The organism is Saccharopolyspora sp. ID03-671 (genome assembly GCF_045278815.1).
Classification (GTDB): domain Bacteria; phylum Actinomycetota; class Actinomycetes; order Mycobacteriales; family Pseudonocardiaceae; genus Saccharopolyspora; species Saccharopolyspora ipomoeae.
Map to the genome: position 1 here is coordinate 176881 of NZ_CP134054.1, position 19837 is coordinate 196717.

Consider the following 19837-nt stretch of genomic DNA (forward strand, 5'->3'; position numbering starts at 1 on the left):
CTGAACAGCGTATATTCCGTGCTTCCTTGACCCGCTTCGTGAAGTTGGGCACCCTGAGCGCCATTGAATGCTGGTCCGACCAGCAGTTGACTTCGAGGACTGCTGGCCGAGCTGGCAGTGCCTATGACGACGTGGTCATGAGGAGAGTTGCTGATGGGTTCGAACGCGGGCTTCGCCCTGCCCGAGATCAGATCCGGTCTGCCGATCGGACCCGGCTGGGTCACCGCCACCGACACCGCGCCGGTGGTGTTCCCCTACGACGGATCCGTGGTGGGGACCGGGCCCGTCGGATCCGTCGAGCACGCCGAGGCGGCGTTGCAGGCCGGAGCTGCCGCGGTCAAACCGGTCGGGAAGCTGACCACAGCGGCCCGCCGGGCGATCCTGCTCGACGTCGAAAGCGAGCTCCGGGCGCGTTCCGAGCAGTTCGTCGAGCTGCTCATCGCCGAGACCGGCAAGACGCGGGGCGACTGCGAAGTCGAGTTCGCGCGCACCCTGTTCACCTGGTCGGCAGCCGCGGAAGAGGTCGCGCACATCCACGGTGAGACGGTTGCGCTGGACGCCCAGGACTCGGGTGCGGGAATGGTCGGCTTCTGGACTCGCAAGCCGATCGGTCTGGTCGTCGGTGTCGCCGGGTTCAACGGCCCGCTGCTGCTGGCGAGCCACAAGATCGCTCCGAGCATCGCCGCGGGCTGCCCGGTCATCTGCAAGCCCGCCCCGGCGACGCCGCTGGCCACCTTGTTGCTGGCCGAGATCGTGCGGACGATCGCGGCCAGGCACGCGGCGCCGGCGGAGATCGTCCAGGTGGTGACCGGTGATCCCGAAGTCGGCCGCAGGTTGGTGACCGACCCGAGGGTCGCCGCCGTGTCGTTCACGGGATCGGCCGAGGTCGGCCACCAGATCGCGCGTGACGCAGCTCCTCGGAAGGTGCTGTTGGAACTGGGCTCCAACGCCGCACTCGTCATCGATGTCGACGCCGATCTCGACAAGGCCGTGGACGCCGTGCTGCGGGGCGGCTTCTACTTCAACGGGCAGGCGTGCATCGCCGTGCAACGCGTGATCGTCTGCGAACCGGTGCGCGACGAGTTCGTCGACCGCCTGACCGCGCGCATCGGCGAGTTGACGGTCGGCGACCCGCGTGATCCCGGTACGCGCGTCGCACCCCTGATCAACGAATCGTCCACCCAGCGTGTGCTCTCCTGGATCGCCTCGGCGGAAGCGGCCGGTGCCAAGATCCTGCACGGCGGTCGCGTCCTTGACCGGGCCGTCGAGCCGACCCTCCTGCTCGACGTTCCCGAAACCGAGAAAGCCTGGTGCGAAGAGATCTTCGCCCCGGTCGTGGCGATCCGGTCGGTGCCGGACGCGGCAGCCGCGTTCGAGGTGGTCAACCGCTCCCGCTACGGCTTGCACGCCAGCGTGTTCACCCGCTCGTTGGCCACCGCGTTCCACGCCGTCGAGGAACTCGACGTCGGAGGAGTGGTGATCAACGAGGTTCCGGGGTTCCGCTCGGACATCATGCCCTACGGCGGCGTCAAGGACTCCGGAATCGGCCGCGAGGGGCCGCGTTTCGCCATCGAAGAACTCACCGTCACCCGAATGGCCATCATCCGGCCGGAATGAGCGAACCCATGACCGAGAACCCCTACACCGGACTCTTCCGCCTCGACGGCAAGCGCGCGCTGCTCGTCGGAGCCGGCGGCATCGGCCGCGAGGCCGCGCTGGCGCTCGCCGCCCAGGGTGCCCGCGTGGTCTGCGCCGACAAGGACCCCGCCATCGCCAAGGCCACCGCGGACGACGTCGGCGGAGAAGTGCTGGAACTCGACATCACCGACGTCGACGCGGTGAACCGCGCAGCCGCCGAACTCGGCACGGTCGACGTCCTCGTGCTCACCGCGGCGATGAACGTGCGCAAGCGCATCCTCGACTACACCCCGGAGGAGTTCGACCGGGTCGTGTCGCTGAACCTCAAAGCCACCTTCACCGTCTTGCAGGCGTTCGGCCAGCGGATGGTGGAGCGCGGTTCAGGCAGCATCGTGGTCTTCTCCTCGGTGCGCGCGCAGGTCGTCGAACCCGGGCAGTCCGTCTACGCAGCCACCAAGGCCGGTGCCATCCAGCTCGTGAAGACCGCCGCCGCCGAATTCGGCGAGGCAGGGGTGCGGGTCAACGCGATCGCGCCGGGCGTGGTCGAGACCCCGCTGACCCACCAGATCAAATCCCATCCCGACTGGTACCAGGCCTACGCCACCAAGGGGGCGTTGGGCCGCTGGTCGAAGCCCTCGGAGCTCGCCGGTGCCGTGGTGTTCCTCGCCTCGGACGCGGCCAGCTACGTCACCGGGTCGACGGTCATGGTCGACGGCGGCTGGACCGCCGTCGACGGACGCTTCACCCCACCCACCTGATCCCCACCCGCACGCCTCCGGGAGTTCCCATGTCACACAACAACGGCGTTGTTGACCCCGATCGGCTCGCGCGGACAACGCTGCGCAGAGTCACGTGGCGCCTCGGTCTGCTGCTGTTCCTCGTCTACGTCCTCAACTACCTCGACCGCACCAACATCTCGATCGCGAAACTGCAGATGCAGCCCGACATCGCGCTCAGCGAGGCGGCGTTCGGCCTGGGCGCGGGACTGTTCTTCGTGGGCTACGTGCTCTTCGAAGTGCCCAGCAACATCATCCTCTACAAGGTCGGCGCTCGGCGCTGGATCGCCCGGATCATGTTCAGCTGGGGCCTGGTCTCGATGGCGATGTTCGTCGTGCACGACGAGTGGACCTTCTACGCCCTGCGCCTCCTGCTCGGAGTCGCGGAGGCAGGCCTGGTCCCAGGCGTCATCCTGTACCTGACCCAATGGGTGCCCGCGGTTCGCCGAGCACGGCTGATCGGCGTGTTCTACCTGGCCGTGCCGGTCTCGACCATCATCGGCGCACCGCTCTCGAGCTGGCTGATGGGCTTCACCCCCTGGGGTCTTGCCGGCTGGCAGTTCATGTTCCTCGTCGAAGGGTTCCCCTGCCTGATCGTGGCCTTCGTCGTGCTGCGCTTCCTGACCGACAGCCCTTCCGAAGCCACCTGGCTGGACGACGACCAGCGCGGCTGGCTCACCGCTCAGCTGGCCAGCGAGGAAGAGGTCAACGCCGCAGGCGGGCGGCAGTCCGGTTCCTTCGCGGCAGTGGTGCGCGACAGAGGTGTGCTGACCATGTCGCTGGCGTTCTTCGCGATGATCGTCCCGCTCTACGCGCTCGCCTTCTTCCTGCCCACGATCGTCAAGCAGATGGGCTCGTTCAGCACGGGTCAGATCGGATGGCTCACCGCGATCCCTTACGCAGTCGCCGCGCTTGCGATGTGGCTTCTCGCCCGGAACTCGGATCGCACCGGGGAGCGCACGTGGCACTACGTCGTACCGGCCGTCACCGGCGTCCTCGGCCTGGTGCTCGCGGCGTTGAACCTCGACGGTTCGCCGCTGCTCGCGCTCACCGGGTTCACGTTCGCCGCCGTCGGGTGCATCTCCACGCTCCCGGTGTTCTGGGCGCACGCACCGTTCCTGCTCGGCGGAGCGGCGGCCGCGACCGGCATCGCCTACATCACCGCGATCGGCAACATCGGAGGGTTCGTCTCTCCCTACATGGTCGCCCTCATCAAGGGCGAGGGCCCGGGGCAGGGGAACAGCGCCGTCGCGGTGTTCGTCACGGCAGTGTTCCTGGCGGTGGCGGCCGGCGCGATCGCCCTGGTCGGCCGCAACATCAAGGCCCGCTCCCAGATCGAGCCGAGCACCGCGGTGGTGACCGATGGCTGAGACCGCCGAGCCACTGGACATCGGTCTGGTCGGAGCCGGGAAGGCCGGGCTGGTGCTGGCGAGCGCGCTGAGCGCGAACGGCCACCGGATCGCCCGCGTCTGGGACCCTTCCGAAGCGGGGCGAGCCCGCGCCCGGGAGACCCTCGGCGCAGTGCACGTCCTCGACACGGCCGAGGGGTTGGGCAGCGCGGTCGAGGTGCTGCTCCTGGCCGTCCCGGATGACGCCCTCGCCGACGCGGTCGCGAGCCTGGCGGAAGACCCGCGGCGTGGGGAGGGGATCGCGGTCCTGCACGTGAGCGGACGGTACGGAGCAGGAGTTCTCGAACCGCTGCGGGCAGCGGGCGCCATCACCGCCGCGATGCACCCGGCGATGACCTTCACCGGAGACATCGTCACCGAGAGACGGAGGCTGGAAGGCACGAGGTTCGCGATCACCGGCCCGTCGCCGGGTCTGCGAGTCGCCACCCGCCTGGTGCGCGATGTGGGCGGCGTACCGCTCGTCGTGGCCGAGCACGACCGCGCGCTGTACCACGCCGCGCTGGCGCACGGCAGCAATCACCTGGTCACGCTCGTCGTCCAGGCCACCCGCGTGCTCCAGGCGGCCGGTGTTGCTGATGCCGAAGCGGTGCTCGGACCACCCCTGCGGGCAGCGCTGGACAACGCCATGCAGCGCGGGGTCGGGGGAGCGACGGGTCCGGTCGTCCGCGGCGATGTCGGCACCGTTGCGGAACACCTGTCCGCGCTCGGCCACGCCGCGCCCGAGGTGGTGCCCGCGTACAGGGAGATGTCGTTGGCGGCGGCGTCCCTGGCATCGGACGCCGGGCGGCTCGGCCGCGAAGACCACGAGCGGTTGCGGGCCGCTCTCGCCAATCGGACCTGATCATGATTTGGGAGGTCGATCTGCTGCGTTCCGAGGAATCACCGGAACCTCTGCCGCTCCGCGTTCGAGCGGTCGAGGGAACGGACCGGTAGGCCGGCGCACTCCGCCGCAGTCCTACCAGAGCGCAGACGAGGCTGGTCGGAAAACCCGATCACACCCCGGCTGCTCGGAGATCTGAACATCGCGGTGCGCGGCCGACCGGCCGCGCACCGAGCCGGAAGGCGCGGCGCAGCACCCCGCACCGCGCACGAGGGCGTGAACTCCCTGGAGGAACACGTGGAACCCGTACAGCTGTTGGGCCCGGACGGGCGCTTGCGCGAGCACCCGGACTGGCCGTTGGAGGTCACACCGGAACTCTGCCGGGACTTCTACCGCAAGATGCGGCTCGCCCGGCAACTCGACAACGAGGCCTTGGCGTTGCAACGCCAAGGCGAGCTCGGCCTCTGGCTGCAATCGCTCGGGCAGGAGGCCGCGCAGGTCGGGTCGATCACCGCGCTTCGCGAGGAGGATTACGTGTTCCCGAGCTACCGGGAACACGCCGCCGCTCTCTGCCGCGGCCTCACGCCTGCTGAGCTGCTGATCCAGTGGCGGGGAAACCAGCATTCCGGCTGGGACCCGCGGCAGTACCGGTTCCACATCTACACGCTCGTCCTGGCCGCCCAGCTGCCGCACGCGACCGGGTACGCGATGGGTGTCCAGCGGGACGGGACGGACGAGATCGTGGCCGCCTACTTCGGCGACGGCGCTGCCAGCGAGGGCGAGGCGAACGAAGCGTTGAACTGGGCGGCGGCCGCTGACGTGCCGTTGCTGTTCTTCTGCCAGAACAACCAGTGGGCGATTTCCACGCCCACGCGCGCCCAGATGCGGGCACCGCTGCACCAGCGCGCCCAGGGGTTCGGGCTCGAGGCGCACGTGGTCGACGGCAACGACGTGCTGGCCGTGCACGCGGTGACCACCGAGGTGGTGAAGCGGGTGCGGGACGGTGGCGGGCCGGCACTGATCGAAGCCCTCACCTATCGCATGGCAGGGCACAGCACGTCCGATGATCCGGGTCGGTACCGCAGCGACAGCGAGCTGGACAGCTGGAGGGCGCGCGACCCCCTCGGTCGCCTGGAAACGTTGCTGGAGAGCGAAGGCTGGATCGACCAGGAGTTCCGAGACGAGGTCGACACCGAGTGCACGGAGCTCGCCGCCGAAACCCGGAGGGCTTGTGACGAACTGCCTCTCGGTGAGGTCGGAGCGCTGTTCAGCACGGTGCTGGCCGAGGAGACCGAGTTGTTGGCCGAGGAACGCCGTCATCACCAGCAGCTCCTCGCGTCCTACGTGGACTGAATCGGCACGATCCGACTCATCGCCCTGTTCGCCTGGCCCAAGGGAGGACACCTCTTGCCGGGCCTTCCCCGCCGCGCACCCTGCGGCGACACCCACACGGAAGTGAACATGTCCGTATTGACTCTCTCTAAAGCAATCAACACCGGGCTGCGGGACGCCATGGAGGACGACCCCAAAGTCGTTGTGATGGGCCAAGACGTTGGTGGTCTCGGTGGCGTGTTCCGCGTGACCGACGGCTTGCAGAAGGACTTCGGGGCCGACCGGGTCGTCGATACGCCCCTGGCGGAAGCGGGCATCGTCGGGACCGCGATCGGTCTGGCGCTGCGCGGATACCGGCCGGTGTGCGAGATCCAGTTCGACGGCTTCGTCTACCCCGCGTTCAACCAGATCGTCTCGCAGCTGGCCAAGATGCGCGCCCGCAGCGGTGGGCGGCTCAGCCTCCCCGTGGTGATCCGCATCCCGGTCGGCGGTGGGATCGGCGCGGTGGAGCACCACAGCGAGTCCAACGAGGCGTACTTCGCCCACACCGCCGGCCTTCGCGTTGTGTGCTGTTCGAACCCGCAGGACGGCTTGTGGATGCTGCGCCAGGCGATCAGCTCCGAGGACCCGGTCATCTTCTACGAGCCGAAGCGGCGCTACTGGACCAAAGCGGAAGTCGCCGATCTCGAAGACGACGAGCGGGTGCTGCCGGCGGACCGAGCACGCGTCGTGCGCAGCGGATCGGACCTGACGCTGCTCACCTACGGCGGAATGGTGCAGACCTGCCTGGACGCGGCCGCTGCGGCCGAGGAGGAGGGGCGGCAGCTGGAGGTCGTTGACCTGCGGACGTTGTCGCCGCTCGACCTGGCCACGGTCAGCCGCTCGGTCGACAAGACCGGCCGGTGCGTCGTCGTGCACGAAGCGCCGACCTTCGCCGGGCTGGGAGCGGAGATCGGTGCTGCGGTGACGGAGCAGTGCTTCTACCGGCTGGAAGCTCCGGTGTTGCGGGTCGGCGGCTTCAACACGCCGTACCCGCCCGCGAAGTTCGAAGAACAGTACCTGCCCGACCTCGATCGCGTCCTCGACGCCGTCGACCGGACCTTCGGTTGGTGAGCGCGCAGCCATGAGCACCCGACAGTTTGCTCTTCCCGACGTGGGGGAGGGGCTTACCGAGGCCGAGATCGTCAACTGGCGCGTCGCCGTCGGAGATGAGGTCACGCTGAACCAGACGATCGTCGAGATCGAGACTGCCAAATCCGTGGTGGAGCTGCCGTCTCCGCACGAGGGAGCGGTCTCGGAAATCCTGGTGGGGGAAGGCGAGACGGTCACCGTCGGTACTCCGATCATCGTGATCGGCACTGGCGACGTCGTGTCCGAGCCTGCGGCGGGAAGCCGGCCGGAGAAGGGCGCCTCGCCTGCGGCGGCGACTGCCGAGCCGCCTCCTGCGGTTCTCGTCGGGTACGGGCCGACGGAGAGCACCAAGTCGCGGCGACGCCGTCGTGCGCCTGCCGCGGAGGCCGACGCCGCATCGGTTCCGAACGCCGGTACCGCAGTGCGCGCGAAGCCCCCCGTGCGCAAACTCGCCAAGGATCTGGGTGTGGATCTCGCCCGGGTGAAGCCGTCCGGGCCGGAGCGCACCATCTCTCGGCAGGACGTCCTCGCGCTGGCTGAGACGGCGTCCCCTCCGGAAGCGCCGGTCCTCGACTCCGCTGTTCCCGCGCAGGAGACGTCGTCGGTGCGCTCCGGAGCCGAGGGCCGCGTCACGCGGATTCCGGTGCGGGGAGTGCGGAAGGCGACCGCGGCGGCGATGTCGGCGAGCGCCTTCACCGCTCCGCACGTGACCGAGTTCCTGACCATCGACGTCACGCGGTCGGTACGGCTGGTCGACGAGCTCAAGGCCGACCCGGCGTTCGAGGGCAGGAGGGTCACGCTGCTGCTGCTGGTCGCCCGGGCGTTGCTGGCGGCGGTGCGGGAGTTCCCCGACATCAACGCCTCGTGGGATGACGAGGCCGGCGAGATCGTGCTGCACCACCAGGTGAACCTGGGCATCGCCGCGGCGACGCCCCGCGGGTTGATGGTGCCCAACATCAAGAACGCCGACTCGTTCCGCTTGCCGGAACTGGCCAGTGAGCTGACAGAGCTGACCCGAACGGCGCGCGAGGGCAAATCGACGCCGGAGGACATGGCTCGAGGCACGATCACGATCACGAACATCGGTGTGTTCGGCGTGGACGCGGGAACGCCGATCCTGAATCCCGGCGAGGCTGCGATCTTGTGCGCCGGAGCCGTCCGGAAGCTCCCTTGGGAGCACAAGGGCAAGGTCAAGCTGCGCTCGACGATGCAACTCTCGCTGTCATTCGATCACCGCATGGTCGACGGCGAGCTCGGCAGCCGGGTGCTCGTCAAGGTGGGCAGAGTGCTGGAGAACCCGACCTGGGAACTGCTGCTCAGCTGACCGGTCAAGTCCTGAACTGCCCGAGCGGCCGAGGCAAGTCCCCAGGAGGAGGAAACCTCTTGTGCCGCGACACCATCGGTGGCCTCCCACCCAGCCCTGGGGGAGGCCACCGATGGCGCGGTTCGCGCGACCAGCGATTACCGCAGTGGCTCCACACCAAGAGATGTTGACCCCCGGAGGGTGTCCTGTGACGAAGTCACCAGCGCCTACTACGGTGCTGTCCGTGGCGCCGGTTGGAACCACTACGAAGGACAAGGAGCCCGTTGTGACGGGTCTGGCGAGTGAACCCGCGGCACGCCCGCTGATCGTGATTCTGTCCGGTGTGGCTGTGTTCACCGTGGGATTCGTGTGGTCCTCGTTGACCTACGTTCCCGGCACCGGCGTGAACTTCGGGCCCGCTGCGCTGATGACGGTGGGCGAGATCGCCGTCCTCGTCGGTATCGGTATAGGTATCCGAGCCTTCATTGCATCACGTCGGCACCGCCGCAGGCGCAACAACGACTCCGCGTGAAGCGCTCCTTCCCGCGACCGTCACCACCTGTGGGATCTGGTTCGGTGCTGGCGGGCGAGGTGGTTCCGGAGTTGCGCGTGTCGGAATTGGTAGACCGCGCCGGGCTGACGTAGCGCCCCTCGTTGGTAGGCGTCTTCGAGGAAACGTTTCGAGCGCCACGGCAGGCGTCCGGTCAGCGGGAGCCATAGACGTACGAAAAGCAGCCAGTTCGCCCAGGTTGAGAGCAGTAGGCGGACGACTCCGGCTACGCATCCGCATATCAGGGGCCAGGTCCAAGGCGCTTCGTAGCCAAGCTCGAGTATGAGCCACGTCGCGGATGCGGCCATGATCGTTTGGACAAGTGTGGTGGTGCGGTCGGTGGTCAACAGTTGCCATGGGTCAATTGCGTCACGGGGGTCGTTGGTGTCGCTGAGGGCGGACACCATGATGTTCGAGATTCCGATCCCGATCCCGATTGCGGACCCGATCTCGATCCCAAATGGGAGATCGGCCCAGAGCGATCTGGGTCGATCTGAGACGACTACGTGAAAAACTGCCTCTTCGAGGGCGATTGCGAGTCCGATCGGAATTCCGATAGCAAGCCCGCTGATGACCTCGACGGTCGTTTTCCTGAGCCAAGTACGCAAAGAACGTTTGGGTTTGCCACGGCGTCGAAGGCGCAACAGCAGTCGACTCGGTTCGCGTCCCGTATTCCCGCGGGCAAACCTCGTCTCATTGACGAACCCAACCGCGAGTCCGCCCGTGGCCGTGATCCAGGACATGCCCACGGCGGTGAGCACGGCCGACGCGTGGTCGAACCCGTTCTGGAACACGAGTGGAAGCCCGATTGCGAGCGCGATCGACAATCCAGGAGCCATGATGAGGAGGATGCGGGTGTGGCGGTGGAGGGTGTTGGGGAGTTGCCACCAGGTGAGGTCGTGGGTGTCGCGTTTCGTGAGGTGGGTGGCGAGATGGCCGAGCCAGCGGCGGGCGCGATGGGGAGTCCACGTCGGTGGAGACGCTCCTGTGGGGCGGGCGGTGTCGTTCCGGGGGTCGTAGATGGTGTCCAGGTAGGCACCGAGCAGATGTTCTTCCACGTGGTCGCGGGTGGGAAAGCGCCCGGTGTCGAGGAGTTCTCCGGGGTGGTGGTCCGGGATGTCGTTGTAGATGGCGCGGGCGAGCGTCACCATCAACGGGGTGGTCAGCACCGGGAGGAGGTTCTGGCTCGCGGTTGCGTCCGGTGAGTTTCGTAGCCGGTCGAAGACCGCGTCCCATTCAACGGTGCGGGTTTTTCCGGTGCTGGCCTGCAAGTATGTTCTTGACTCGTCGGGGGTGAGATCGTCGAGTTCGATGGCGGCGGCTCGGCTGAGGGCCCTGGCTTGTGCTGCGGCCTGCGTGTATTCGTGTGGGCGGCTGGTCACGACCAGTGGCCCGCTGAACCTGCTGATCTCGTGGACGGCGTCGCGGTGGTACTGCTGGGGGATTTCGTCGAATCCGTCCAGCACGGGCAAGACCCAGTCGTCTTTGGCGAGTAGCTCGGCGGCGCGATGTCCCGCCTGATCCCGTTTCTCCAGGAATGGATGGTCCCGCAGGAGTTGGCCGACGAGCCATGTCCGCAGGGTGAGAACGCGAGGGTTCCAGTCGCTGAGGCTGAACAGTATCGGCACAGGAGCCGAACGGGGTCGGTCTTCGAGCAGTTCGAGGATGAGGCGGTGGGCCAGCACGGTCTTGCCTGCACCGGCCTGCCCCAGGATTACCAGCCGCTGCGACGGGATGGCCTCGTAGGTCTCCCGAACCCCGGTGAAAGACCCGGTCAATGTCGTCGCGTCATGTTCGGTTTCCTGGCCGTGGATGTTGGCCCAGTGGTCGAACAGTTCATCCGTGGCCCTGTGCCACCGCACCAGCAGCGGGCGGGGATCGTAGATCCGCCTATGCTCGTCCTCTCTCTTGCTGAGGCCGTGCACCCTGTGTGCGAGCGCGGCGGCCAGATCCGCCGGTTCGTCCCCGTTCGACGCTGGAGGCGACGGCGGGCCGACCACGACGTCCCCGTGCACGTTGCCAACCTGCACAGCAGATCCCGCGATCGAGCTACTGACCTCGTTGCGGACCCTCTCTTGCCTCATAACGATCAGTGTTCCAGAGGTAGCAGACCGTGTAGGGCGGTGTTGGTAGACCGGCGAGAGCGTCAGCCGGCACGCCTAGGACCACCCATCGAAAGCAACCCCGCTGGCGCGTCGAACGGAGGTACAGACGGCCGCGGTAAAAGATCAACACTAAGCGAGACCGCATCGGCGGTTACGGGTTGACCAGGACTTTCAGGGAGTGGCGTTGGTCCATGGCTCGGTAGCCGTCGGGGACGCCTTCGATGTCGACGGTGGTGTCGAAGACTCGGCCGGGTTCGACTCGGCCTTCCAGGACTGCGGGGAGGAGGCGTTCGATGTAGGCGCGGGCGGGGGCGACTCCGCCGGTGAGGGTCACGTTCTTCATGAACGGGTCGCGGCCGATGTTTCCCTCGGTGTACTGCGGGACGCCGACGCGGCTGATCGAGCCGCCGGGCCGGACGACGCCCAGGGCGGTGTCGTAGGCGTTGAGGTAGCCGACGGCCTCCAGGACGGCGTGCGTGCCGTCGCCGCCGGTGAGCTCCTGGACGTGGGCGATGCCCTCCTCGCCGCGTTCGGGCACCACGTCGGTGGCGCCGAACTCGACGCCGAGATCCGTGCGGTCCTCGTGCCGTCCCATCAGGATGATCCGCTCGGCGCCCAGCAGCCGGGCCGAGAGCGCCGCGCACAACCCGACCGCGCCGTCGCCGATCACCGTCACCGTCTTGCCCTCGCCGACACCGGCGGTGCTCGCGCAGTGGTAGCCGGTGGGGAAGACGTCCGAGAGCGTCAGCAGCGAGGGCAGCAGCGGTGAGTCCTCGTCGACCGGGGCCTTGACCAGCGTGCCCTGGGCCTGCGGCACCCGGACCGCCTCGGCCTGGCCGCCGCCGACGCCGGGCGAACCCCAGCCGCCCCCGTTGCGGCAGGAGGTCTGCAGCCCCTCGCGGCAGAAGTCGCAGGTGTTGTCGGCCCACATGAACGGCGCGATCACCACGTCGCCCTTGCTCAGACCGCTCACCTCGGAACCGAGTTCCTCGACGACGCCGAGGAACTCGTGGCCCATCGGCGAGCCCGTCTCGGAGGCCGGTTTGCCGTGGTACGGGTGCAGGTCGCTCCCGCACACGCAGGCGCGCAGCACCCGCACCAGCGCGTCGGTGGGCTGCTGCAGCACCGGGTCGGGGACGTCCTCCACCCGCACGTCCCCGGCTCCGTACATCAGTGTCGCGCGCATCGCAGACGGCCTCCCCGGGTCTCGTCCGGCCGGATTCCAGGGAACGGTAAGTCGGCCTCACCCGGGAGTGCCTGATCGTCCGGGTACCGCGGGCACCCCTCACCCCATCCGGTGAGCTGGGCCGCGCCCCGGGACCTCGCCGACGTGACCGGTGTGTCCGACTGGCGTTCAACACCCCCGCGGGGATAAGTTAGGCTGACCTAAGTCTTTGTGAGCGAGGAGTTCGATGGCGACTTACCTGACCGTGACCGGCGCGGAGATGGTGACTCCGCGGGTGCGGCGGCTGTGGTTCCGCAGCGACGATCTCTCGGCCTTCGCCGAGAGCGTGCACAGCGACCGCTACGTCAAGCTGGTGTTCCCCAAGGAAGGCGTGACCTACCCGGAGCCGCTGGACGTCAAGGCGATGCGCGGCACCTTCCCGGCCGAGGACATGCCCACGGTCCGCACGTTCACCGCCCTGTTCCCCGACGTCGAGGCCGGCACGATGGCCATCGACTTCGTCATGCACGGCGACCTCGGCGTGGCCGGCCCGTGGGCGGCCAGGGCCGAGGCGGGCGACAGGCTCGTCCTCAACGGCCCCGGCGGCGCCTACAGCCCGGACCCGGCGGCCGACTGGCACCTGCTGGCCGGGGACGAGTCCGCGCTGCCCGCGATCTCCGCCGCCCTGCGCGCCATGCCCGCCGACGCCGTGGTGCGGGTGGTCATGCTGATCGAATCCCCGGTCGAGGCGCCGGAACTGCCGCTGCCCGCCGGGGGAGAGGTCACCTTCATCTACCGCTGCGACGTCGGCGAGGACGGCGCGCTGGAGAAGGCGGTCCGCGAGCTGGAGTGGCTGCCGGGCCGGGTGCACGCCTTCGTGCACGGCGAGGCCCACGAGGTCATGCGCCGCGTCCGCCCGTACCTGTTCCGCGAACGCGGCGTGACCCGCGACAGCGCGTCGATCTCCGGCTACTGGCGCCACGGCCGCACCGAGGAGTCCTTCCGCGAGTGGAAGGCCGAGTTCGCCAAGGCCGAAGCCGCCGCCGCGAGCTGAATCAGGCCGCGTTGGCGGTGCGCAGCGTGCGCATCGCCTCGGCCAGGCTCAGGGACTGCTGCTCGCCGAGCGGGGCCAGGATGCGGTTGCGCAGGATCTCCGCGCAGACCTTCCGGGCCTCCTCGGCGACCTCCAGCCCGTGGTCGGTCAGCACCGCGTAGACCACCCGCCGGTCCTGGGCCGAGGGCTCCCGCCGGATCAGGTCGGCCTTGGCCAGCCGGTCGGCGACCTTGGTGAACCCGCCGCTGCTCAGCGCCGCCTCCATCGCCAGCCGGGTCATCGGCAGCCGGTAGTCGGGGGAGCGCAGCAGGCGGATCAGGATGTCGAAGGAACCGGGGGCGAGGTCCACGCGCTCGCTGATCTCGTTCATCAGCCTTCCGTGCGTGGCGTGGTAGCCCTCGATCACCAGACCCCACCAGGTGACGGTCTCGTCATCGCTGGGCAGGTCGACCTCGGTGGCCACGTCGTGGATCCCCTTCTTCGCGCTCATCGGACCTCTCCCGTCTCCGCCACCGCTTGTGGTGGCTCCAGGGATAATCTTACACGCAATCATCTTGAGCGAAAGATATATCCCTGTTAGCGTCTTCTTTGAATGCGGTCTGAGGTAGCAGGAGGGCGAGATGGGGATCAGGACCAGTGGGCTGCACCACGTCACGGCGATCGGTGAGAACCCCCAGCGCAACGCGGACTTCTACCTGCGCACCCTGGGCCTGCGGCTGGTGAAGACGACCGTCAACTTCGACTCGACCGGCGTCTACCACCTCTACTACGGCGACACCTCCGGCAGGCCCGGCTCGCTGATGACCTTCTTCCCGTGGCAGTCGATCGAGGCCGGCCGGATCGGCTCCGGGCAGGCCACCGCGACCGCGTTCTCCGTCCCGGCCAACTCCATCGGCTGGTGGAAGCAGCACCTCGCCGCCGCCGGTGTCGAGACCACCCGGGTCACCAACCGCGACGAGGAGGACGTCCTCGGCTTCCGCGACCCCGACGGCCTGGAGCTCGCCCTGGTCGCCCACCCGCAGGGCGACCCGCGCGACCCGTGGGACACCCCGTCGGTCCCGGCCGAGCACGCCATCCGCGGCCTGCACTCGGTGACCATGACCGTCGCTCGCGAGGCCGACACCTCCGACCTGCTCGTCGACGGTCTCGGGCTGCAGTTCCGGCACCAGGACGGCGACCGGCTGCGCTTCGCCGCGGGCGAGGGCGGACCCGGTGCGCTGGTGGACGTGCGGGTGGACCCGAACGCCCCGGAGGGCTACGTCGCGGGCGGCACCGTGCACCACGTGGCCTGGCGCGTGCCGGACGACGAGACCCAGAAGGAGTGGCGCGACGAGCTCGTCGGGCGCGGCCTGGAGGTCACCGAGATCCGCGACCGCCAGTACTTCAAGTCCATCTACTTCCGCGAGCCCGGTGGCGTGCTGCTAGAAATCGCCACCGATTCGCCCGGGTTCGACATCGACGAGCCGCTGCTGGAGCTCGGCCGCGAGCTCAAGCTGCCGCCGTGGCTGGAGCCCACCCGCGAGGACATCGCGAACTCCCTGCCGCCGCTCGACGTCCCGGCCTGAGTGCACTGTGGAGTGATCACCCGGCGCTGACCTGCCGTTGCTGGAGTCACAAAGTCGCCACCCGGGTGCATGATCCGCGCCTGTCGTGCGAGCATCCCTCGAACTCATCATCGCGTCGCGGGTGCGGCGGTTCGAGGAAAGGCTGATTCCAAGTGCAGGTCTTGTGGGGTCTCGGCGGCATGGTCGTCGTCCTGCTGCTCGCGTTCGCGATGTCGACCAACAGGCGCGCGATCAACCTCCGCACGGTGCTCGGTGCGCTGGCGATCCAGATCATCTTCGCGGTCGTGGTGCTGCGCTGGCCGCTGGGTCAGCAGGCGTTGACCGCCGTGGCCGCCGGTGTCACGAAGGTCATCGAGTCCTCCAAGGAGGGCATCGATTTCCTGGTCGGTCCGATCATGCCCAGCGAGGGCACGGTCGTGGCCTTCCAGGTGCTGCCGATCATCATCTTCGTGTCCTCGCTGACCGCGGTGCTCTACCACCTGCACGTCCTGCAGTGGGTCGTGCGCATCATCGGTGGCGGTCTGCAGAAGGCGCTGGGCACCACGCGGGCGGAGTCGCTGAACGCGACCGGCAACATCTTCCTCGGTCAGACCGAGGCGCCGCTGCTGGTGCGGCCCTACCTGGCGAGCATGAACCGCTCGGAGTTCTTCGCGGTGATGGTCGGCGGACTGGCCACTGTGGCCGGAACGGTCATGGTCGGCTACGCGATGCTGGGCGCCGAGCTGGAGAACCTCATCGCGGCCAGCTTCATGGCCGCCCCGGCCGGTCTGCTGATGGCCAAGATGATCATGCCCGCGACCGAGGACGAGCCCTCCTCCGACGACGCTCCCGCGGCCGAGGACGCCGACGCCGCTGAAGAGGAGGAGTCCAGGCAGGTCGCCTTCGGCACCGCCGCGCCCGCGCTGGAGGAGAAGCCGCGCAACGTCATCGACGCCGCGGCCACCGGCGCCTCCGACGGCCTCAAGCTCGCCCTCAACGTCGGCGCGATGCTGTTCGCGTTCGTCTCCCTGATCGCGCTGCTCAACCTCATCGTCGGCGCCGTCGGCGGGCTGTTCGGCCTGCCGGACCTGACCATGCAGCAGATCCTCGGCTACGTGTTCTCCCCGCTGATGTGGGTGATCGGCGTGCCGTGGCACGAGGCCGTGGCCGCCGGCGGGTTCGTCGGCGAGAAGCTGGTGATCAACGAGTTCGTCGCCTTCTCCGACTTCGGCCCGCAGGCCGCGCGGTTCAGCGAGAAGACCGCCACCATCGTCACCTTCGCGCTGACCGGCTTCGCCAACCTCGGTTCGCTGGCGATCCTGCTCGGCGGCCTGGGCGGTCTGGTGCCCGGCAAGCGCGGCTGGATCGCCAAGGACGGCATCCGCGCCGTGCTGGCGGCGACCCTGGCCAACCTGCTCAGCGCCACCATCGCGGGCGTCCTCGTCTGACCCGCTCCCGTCGAACGGCCCGTCGCGGAACTTCCCGTGGCGGGCCGTTCTCGCGTGTCAGGGGGTGTGGGAGTCCACGGCGGCGGTGAGCGCGCGCAGCGCGGGCAGGGCCGCGTCGAGCCGGGCGCGTTCGGCGGCGGGCAGCTGGGCGAGGCTGCGGCGCAGGGCCGAGGCGCTGGCGCGGTCGTAGCGGTCGAGCAGGTCCAGCGCGGTGTCGGTGGCGCTGAGCCGCGCGGTGCGCGCGTCCTCGGGGTCGCTGTCGCGGGCGACGAGTCCGGCCGCGCGCATCGTCTTGACCAGGTTGCTGATCGTCGAGGGCGCGACCTGCAGCGCGGTGGCCGCCTCGCGCGGGCTCAGCGGACCGTCGGCCACCAGCAGGCGCAGCAGTTCGATCTGGGCCTCGGGCAGGTCGGGCAGGTCGGCGGCCTGCCGGGAGGCGCGCAGCACGGCGCGGCGCAGCGGTCCGAGCAGGCGGGTGAACTCGAGTGCGGCGGTATCCAGGTCACCGGTCACCGGCTCATTGTGCCCGACCGCACATTCGTTTTGCAGCAAAATAGTTTTGTAGCAAAATTGAATGTGTCAACGTCAACGACGGGGGAGCGAGGCACATGAGCGAGCACCCGACCACGGTGGAGAACCCGGTTCCCGAGCAGGACCTGTCCGGCATCGTCGGCCACCGGTTCATCTACACCTACGCCAACGGCTGGCAGTACGAGATGTACGTCAAGAACGAGCGCACCATCGACTACCGGATCCACACCGGTCACGTCGGCGGCCGCTGGGTCAAGCACCAGGAGGTCGACCTGGTGGCGCTCACCCGCGGCGTCTACAAGGTGTCCTGGACCGAGCCGACCGGGACCTCTGTGGCGGTCAACGTCATCCCGGGCGAGCGCGTGCTGCACGGCGTGATCTTCTTCCCGGACTGGATCCGCGAGCACGGCGAGCGCACGGTGCTGTACCAGAACGACCACCTCGACGAGATGCGCGAGTACCGCGACGCGGGGCCGACCTACCCGATCTACGTGGTGCCGGAGTTCGCCCGCATCACGCTCTTCGAGCACGTCGGCACCGATGACGACACCGTCATCGACACCGCACCGGGCGATCTGCCCGCGGGTTGGTCCGACCGCGCGAACTGATCGTCCGACCAAGCGATAGTTTGGTACGGTGCCTCCCGGTGTCCGGTGCGCCGACGCGGGAGGCGTGATGCTGATCAGCGACGTGGTGGCCTTCGCGGCCGGGCGTGCGCCCGAGGTCGCCGCCCTGCAGTTCGAGGACACCACGTGGACCTTCGGTGAGCTGCGCCGAGCGATCCACCGGCTGGCCCACGGCCTCGCCGGGATCGCCCGGCCCGGCGACCGGATCGCCGTGCTCACCGAGAACAACCCCGAGTACGTGCTCGCCTACCACGCGGTTCCGCTGGCGGGCGTGGTGCTGCTGCCGGTGAACTACCGGCTCGCGCCCCGCGAGATCGCCGACCTGCTCGCCGACGCCCGGCCCACCGCGCTCCTCACCGAGGCGAAGTACCTGGACGCCGCCCGGCACGCCGCCGCCGAGGTCTCCTCGATCACCACGATCATCACCGTCGACGGCAGCTCAGGCATGGCGCTGTCCGAGCTGCTCGAGGGCCGGCCCGACACCGAACCCGCCCGGCCCGACGAGGACTCACCGGCCTGGCTGCTCTACACCTCCGGCACCACCGGACGGGCCAAGGGCGCCGTGCTGACCCACCGCAACGTCGTGGCGGGCGCGGTCAACGCGGCGCTGAGCTGGCCGCGCGCGACCGAGCAGCGGCCGGTGTCCCTGGTGCCGTGGCCGCTGTGCCACATCGCCGGGTACAACGTGCTCGTCGCGCACCTGGCCGCGGAGACGGTCGTGCTGCTGCGCCGCTACAGCGCCGAGGGCTTCCTCGACGCCGTTCAGCGGCACCGGGTCACCGCGACCACGGTCGCGCCCACGATGCTGGCGATGCTGCTGCGCCACCCCGCCTTGGAGTCCTGCGACACCTCCTCGATCACCCGCATCGGCTACGGCTCGGCACCGATGCCGGTGGCGACCCTGCGCGAGGCCATGATCCGGTTCCCGAACGCCGGGTTCCGCGCGGGTTTCGGCATGACCGAGCTCGCGGGCAACGCGCTGGCCCACGGCCCGGACGGGCACCGCGAGGCGGCGGGCGGACGGCCGGAGCTGCTGGCCTCAGCCGGAACCCCGATGCTGCTCTCGGCCGCCCGCGTCGTCGACGACGACGGCGTCGAGTGCGCGCCGGAGGTGGTGGGGGAGTTGGAGATCCGGGGCGACCAGGTGTTCTCCGGCTACTGGAACCGTCCCGAGGACACCGAGGAGTCCTTCCGCGACGGGTGGTTCCGCACCGGTGATCTGGCCCGGCGCGACGCCGAGGGCCGCTACGCCATCGTGGACCGGCGCAAGGACATGATCCTGACCGGTGGCGAGAACGTCTACTCCCGCGAGGTCGAGGACGTCCTGCACCAGCACCCGGCCGTAGGCGCGGCCGCCGTGGTCGGCGCGCCGGACGAGCTGTGGGGCGAGCGCGTCGTGGCCGTCATCGAACCCGCGAGCGCAGAACACCCCACCGAGCGGGAGATCCGCGAGTTCTGCGCCGCCCACCTCGCCGGCTACAAGTGCCCGCGCGCGGTGCTGGTGGTCGACGAGCTGCCGCGCAACACCGCGGGGAAGGTCCTCAAGCGCGAACTCCGAGACCGGGTTCGCTGACCTCGACGAGGAGGAAGCAGTGGAGATCAAAGGCAAGAAGGCGGTCGTGTTCGGCGGAGCCTCGGGCATGGGCCGCGCCAGCGCGGAACTGCTCGCGGCCCAGGGGGCTTCGGTGGCCATCGCCGACCTCGCTGGCTCGCAGGGCGAGGAGGTCGCCGCGCAGCTGGGCGGCAGCTTCCACCCGGTCGACGTGACCGACTTCGAGGGCGTCGAGCGCGCCCTGGACGAGGCCGTGGAGGGTCTCGGCGGGCTGCACATCACCGTGACCACCGCCGGTGGCGGGCTCGCGCAGCGCACGCTCGGCAAGCAGGGGCCGCACGATCTCGACGCGTTCCGCCGGATCCTGGACCTCAACACCGTCGGCACCTTCAACATCAGCCGCCTGGCCGCCGCGCACATGAACGCCAACGAGCCCGAGGACGGCGAGCGCGGCGTCATCATCAACACCTCCTCGATCGCCGCTTTCGAAGGGCAAGTCGGTCAGGTCGCCTACACCGCCGCCAAGGCCGCGATCGCCGGGATGTGCCTGACGATGGCCCGCGACCTGGGCTCGATGGGCATCCGCGTGCTCGCGATCGCCCCGAGCCTGTTCGACACCGGGATCGTCCGGGGCGCCCCGGAGGAGGTGAAGGCCGCGCTGGTCAAGGACGCGGCGTTCCCGCGCCGGATGGGGCGTCCCGAGGAGTACGCGAAGCTGGTGCGCGCGATCGTCGACAACCCCATGCTCAACGGTCAGTGCCTGCGGCTGGACGCGGGACAGCGCTTCGCCCCGAAGTGAGACCGCCGGGGATCTTGGCAGCCGGGTGTGATCGGCGTAACCTGCCGGAATCCA

General features: G+C 69.0%; 18 protein-coding genes. 14 read left to right on the plus strand and 4 right to left on the minus strand.

The genetic code is table 11. From position 1 onward, the window contains the following. The first annotated feature begins 153 nt into the window (after positions 1-153). The 8 genes from REH65_RS00870 to REH65_RS00905 all read left to right on the plus strand — a co-directional run bounded on the left by REH65_RS00870 (position 154) and on the right by REH65_RS00905 (position 8941). Positions 154-1617 carry an aldehyde dehydrogenase family protein gene (locus REH65_RS00870; RefSeq protein WP_406690818.1) on the plus strand — a complete coding sequence of 488 codons (1464 nt, stop codon included), beginning with the start codon at positions 154-156 and terminating at the stop codon, positions 1615-1617. Continuing rightward, positions 1614-2396, plus strand: coding sequence for an SDR family NAD(P)-dependent oxidoreductase (locus REH65_RS00875; RefSeq protein WP_406690819.1), 783 nt, complete (start codon positions 1614-1616; stop codon positions 2394-2396). Before REH65_RS00870 ends, REH65_RS00875 begins: the two co-directional genes overlap by 4 nt. 29 nt (positions 2397-2425) lie before the next feature. After that, positions 2426-3784, plus strand: coding sequence for an MFS transporter (locus REH65_RS00880; protein ID WP_406690820.1), 1359 nt, complete (start codon positions 2426-2428; stop codon positions 3782-3784). Then, entirely contained in the window at positions 3777-4664 is an 888-nt protein-coding gene (locus REH65_RS00885; protein WP_406690821.1) for a Rossmann-like and DUF2520 domain-containing protein, read from the plus strand. Before REH65_RS00880 ends, REH65_RS00885 begins: the two co-directional genes overlap by 8 nt. A 276-nt stretch (positions 4665-4940) precedes the next feature. Next, positions 4941-5996: a thiamine pyrophosphate-dependent enzyme gene (locus REH65_RS00890; protein ID WP_406690822.1), complete on the plus strand. Its 1056-nt coding sequence runs from the start codon at positions 4941-4943 to the stop codon at positions 5994-5996. Positions 5997-6104: 108 nt separating this feature from the next. Beyond that, on the plus strand, positions 6105-7088 hold the full coding sequence (locus tag REH65_RS00895; RefSeq protein WP_406690823.1) for an alpha-ketoacid dehydrogenase subunit beta: 984 nt from the start codon (positions 6105-6107) through the stop codon (positions 7086-7088). A gap of 10 nt (positions 7089-7098) precedes the next feature. Next, positions 7099-8430 carry a dihydrolipoamide acetyltransferase family protein gene (locus REH65_RS00900; protein ID WP_406690824.1) on the plus strand — a complete coding sequence of 444 codons (1332 nt, stop codon included), beginning with the start codon at positions 7099-7101 and terminating at the stop codon, positions 8428-8430. A gap of 265 nt (positions 8431-8695) precedes the next feature. Then, a complete protein-coding gene (locus REH65_RS00905) occupies positions 8696-8941 on the plus strand; it encodes a hypothetical protein (protein WP_406690825.1) in 246 nt (81 codons plus the stop codon). 20 nt (positions 8942-8961) lie between these two features. On the opposite strand, the gene REH65_RS00910 is transcribed toward REH65_RS00905, so the two are convergent. Then, the gene (locus tag REH65_RS00910) at positions 8962-11043 is read right to left on the minus strand and encodes an NACHT domain-containing protein (RefSeq protein WP_406690826.1); all 2082 of its coding nucleotides are present in this window, start codon (positions 11041-11043) and stop codon (positions 8962-8964) included. A 172-nt stretch (positions 11044-11215) separates the two neighbouring features. Beyond that, on the minus strand, positions 11216-12250 hold the full coding sequence (locus tag REH65_RS00915) for an alcohol dehydrogenase catalytic domain-containing protein (protein WP_406690827.1): 1035 nt from the start codon (positions 12248-12250) through the stop codon (positions 11216-11218). A gap of 226 nt (positions 12251-12476) precedes the next feature. On the opposite strand from REH65_RS00915, the gene REH65_RS00920 reads away from it, so the two are divergent. Next, complete coding sequence (locus REH65_RS00920) at positions 12477-13283, plus strand: siderophore-interacting protein (RefSeq protein WP_406690828.1); 807 nt, start codon at positions 12477-12479, stop codon at positions 13281-13283. A 1-nt stretch (position 13284) separates the two neighbouring features. Here the strand turns inward: REH65_RS00920 and REH65_RS00925 are convergent, their stop codons facing one another. Then, entirely contained in the window at positions 13285-13773 is a 489-nt protein-coding gene (locus tag REH65_RS00925; RefSeq protein WP_281454160.1) for a MarR family winged helix-turn-helix transcriptional regulator, read from the minus strand. Between the two features lie 130 nt (positions 13774-13903). On the opposite strand from REH65_RS00925, the gene REH65_RS00930 reads away from it, so the two are divergent. Continuing rightward, on the plus strand, positions 13904-14848 hold the full coding sequence (locus REH65_RS00930) for a ring-cleaving dioxygenase (RefSeq protein ID WP_406690829.1): 945 nt from the start codon (positions 13904-13906) through the stop codon (positions 14846-14848). A gap of 152 nt (positions 14849-15000) precedes the next feature. Then, complete coding sequence (locus REH65_RS00935) at positions 15001-16275, plus strand: NupC/NupG family nucleoside CNT transporter (protein WP_406690830.1); 1275 nt, start codon at positions 15001-15003, stop codon at positions 16273-16275. Between the two features lie 57 nt (positions 16276-16332). On the opposite strand, the gene REH65_RS00940 is transcribed toward REH65_RS00935, so the two are convergent. Then, positions 16333-16788, minus strand: a complete 456-nt coding sequence (locus tag REH65_RS00940; protein ID WP_406690831.1) for a MarR family winged helix-turn-helix transcriptional regulator — start codon at positions 16786-16788, stop codon at positions 16333-16335. Between the two features lie 95 nt (positions 16789-16883). Here REH65_RS00940 and REH65_RS00945 point away from each other — a divergent pair, with 95 nt between their 5' ends. From REH65_RS00945 to REH65_RS00955, 3 genes are read left to right on the plus strand one after another with little or no spacing between them, the layout of a single operon-like run. Further along, the gene (locus REH65_RS00945; protein WP_406690832.1) at positions 16884-17414 is read left to right on the plus strand and encodes a phenolic acid decarboxylase; all 531 of its coding nucleotides are present in this window, start codon (positions 16884-16886) and stop codon (positions 17412-17414) included. A 28-nt stretch (positions 17415-17442) separates the two neighbouring features. After that, entirely contained in the window at positions 17443-19005 is a 1563-nt protein-coding gene (locus REH65_RS00950) for an AMP-binding protein (protein WP_406690833.1), read from the plus strand. 19 nt (positions 19006-19024) lie between these two features. Then, on the plus strand, positions 19025-19783 hold the full coding sequence (locus tag REH65_RS00955) for an SDR family oxidoreductase (protein ID WP_406690834.1): 759 nt from the start codon (positions 19025-19027) through the stop codon (positions 19781-19783). Positions 19784-19837 lie beyond the last annotated feature (54 nt).

What these genes read in the sequence shown, in the direction of transcription:
- REH65_RS00910 (WP_406690826.1), bottom strand. Translation starts at nt 11,043, where the DNA reads ATGAGGCAAGAGAGGGTCCGCAACGAGGTCAGTAGCTCGATCGCGGGA.
- REH65_RS00915 (WP_406690827.1), bottom strand. Translation starts at nt 12,250, where the DNA reads ATGCGCGCGACACTGATGTACGGAGCCGGGGACGTGCGGGTGGAGGAC.
- REH65_RS00895 (WP_406690823.1), top strand. Translation starts at nt 6,105, where the DNA reads ATGTCCGTATTGACTCTCTCTAAAGCAATCAACACCGGGCTGCGGGAC.
- REH65_RS00885 (WP_406690821.1), top strand. Translation starts at nt 3,777, where the DNA reads ATGGCTGAGACCGCCGAGCCACTGGACATCGGTCTGGTCGGAGCCGGG.
- REH65_RS00875 (WP_406690819.1), top strand. Translation starts at nt 1,614, where the DNA reads ATGAGCGAACCCATGACCGAGAACCCCTACACCGGACTCTTCCGCCTC.
- REH65_RS00930 (WP_406690829.1), top strand. Translation starts at nt 13,904, where the DNA reads ATGGGGATCAGGACCAGTGGGCTGCACCACGTCACGGCGATCGGTGAG.
- REH65_RS00920 (WP_406690828.1), top strand. Translation starts at nt 12,477, where the DNA reads ATGGCGACTTACCTGACCGTGACCGGCGCGGAGATGGTGACTCCGCGG.
- REH65_RS00925 (WP_281454160.1), bottom strand. Translation starts at nt 13,773, where the DNA reads ATGAGCGCGAAGAAGGGGATCCACGACGTGGCCACCGAGGTCGACCTG.
- REH65_RS00870 (WP_406690818.1), top strand. Translation starts at nt 154, where the DNA reads ATGGGTTCGAACGCGGGCTTCGCCCTGCCCGAGATCAGATCCGGTCTG.
- REH65_RS00900 (WP_406690824.1), top strand. Translation starts at nt 7,099, where the DNA reads ATGAGCACCCGACAGTTTGCTCTTCCCGACGTGGGGGAGGGGCTTACC.
- REH65_RS00945 (WP_406690832.1), top strand. Translation starts at nt 16,884, where the DNA reads ATGAGCGAGCACCCGACCACGGTGGAGAACCCGGTTCCCGAGCAGGAC.
- REH65_RS00880 (WP_406690820.1), top strand. Translation starts at nt 2,426, where the DNA reads ATGTCACACAACAACGGCGTTGTTGACCCCGATCGGCTCGCGCGGACA.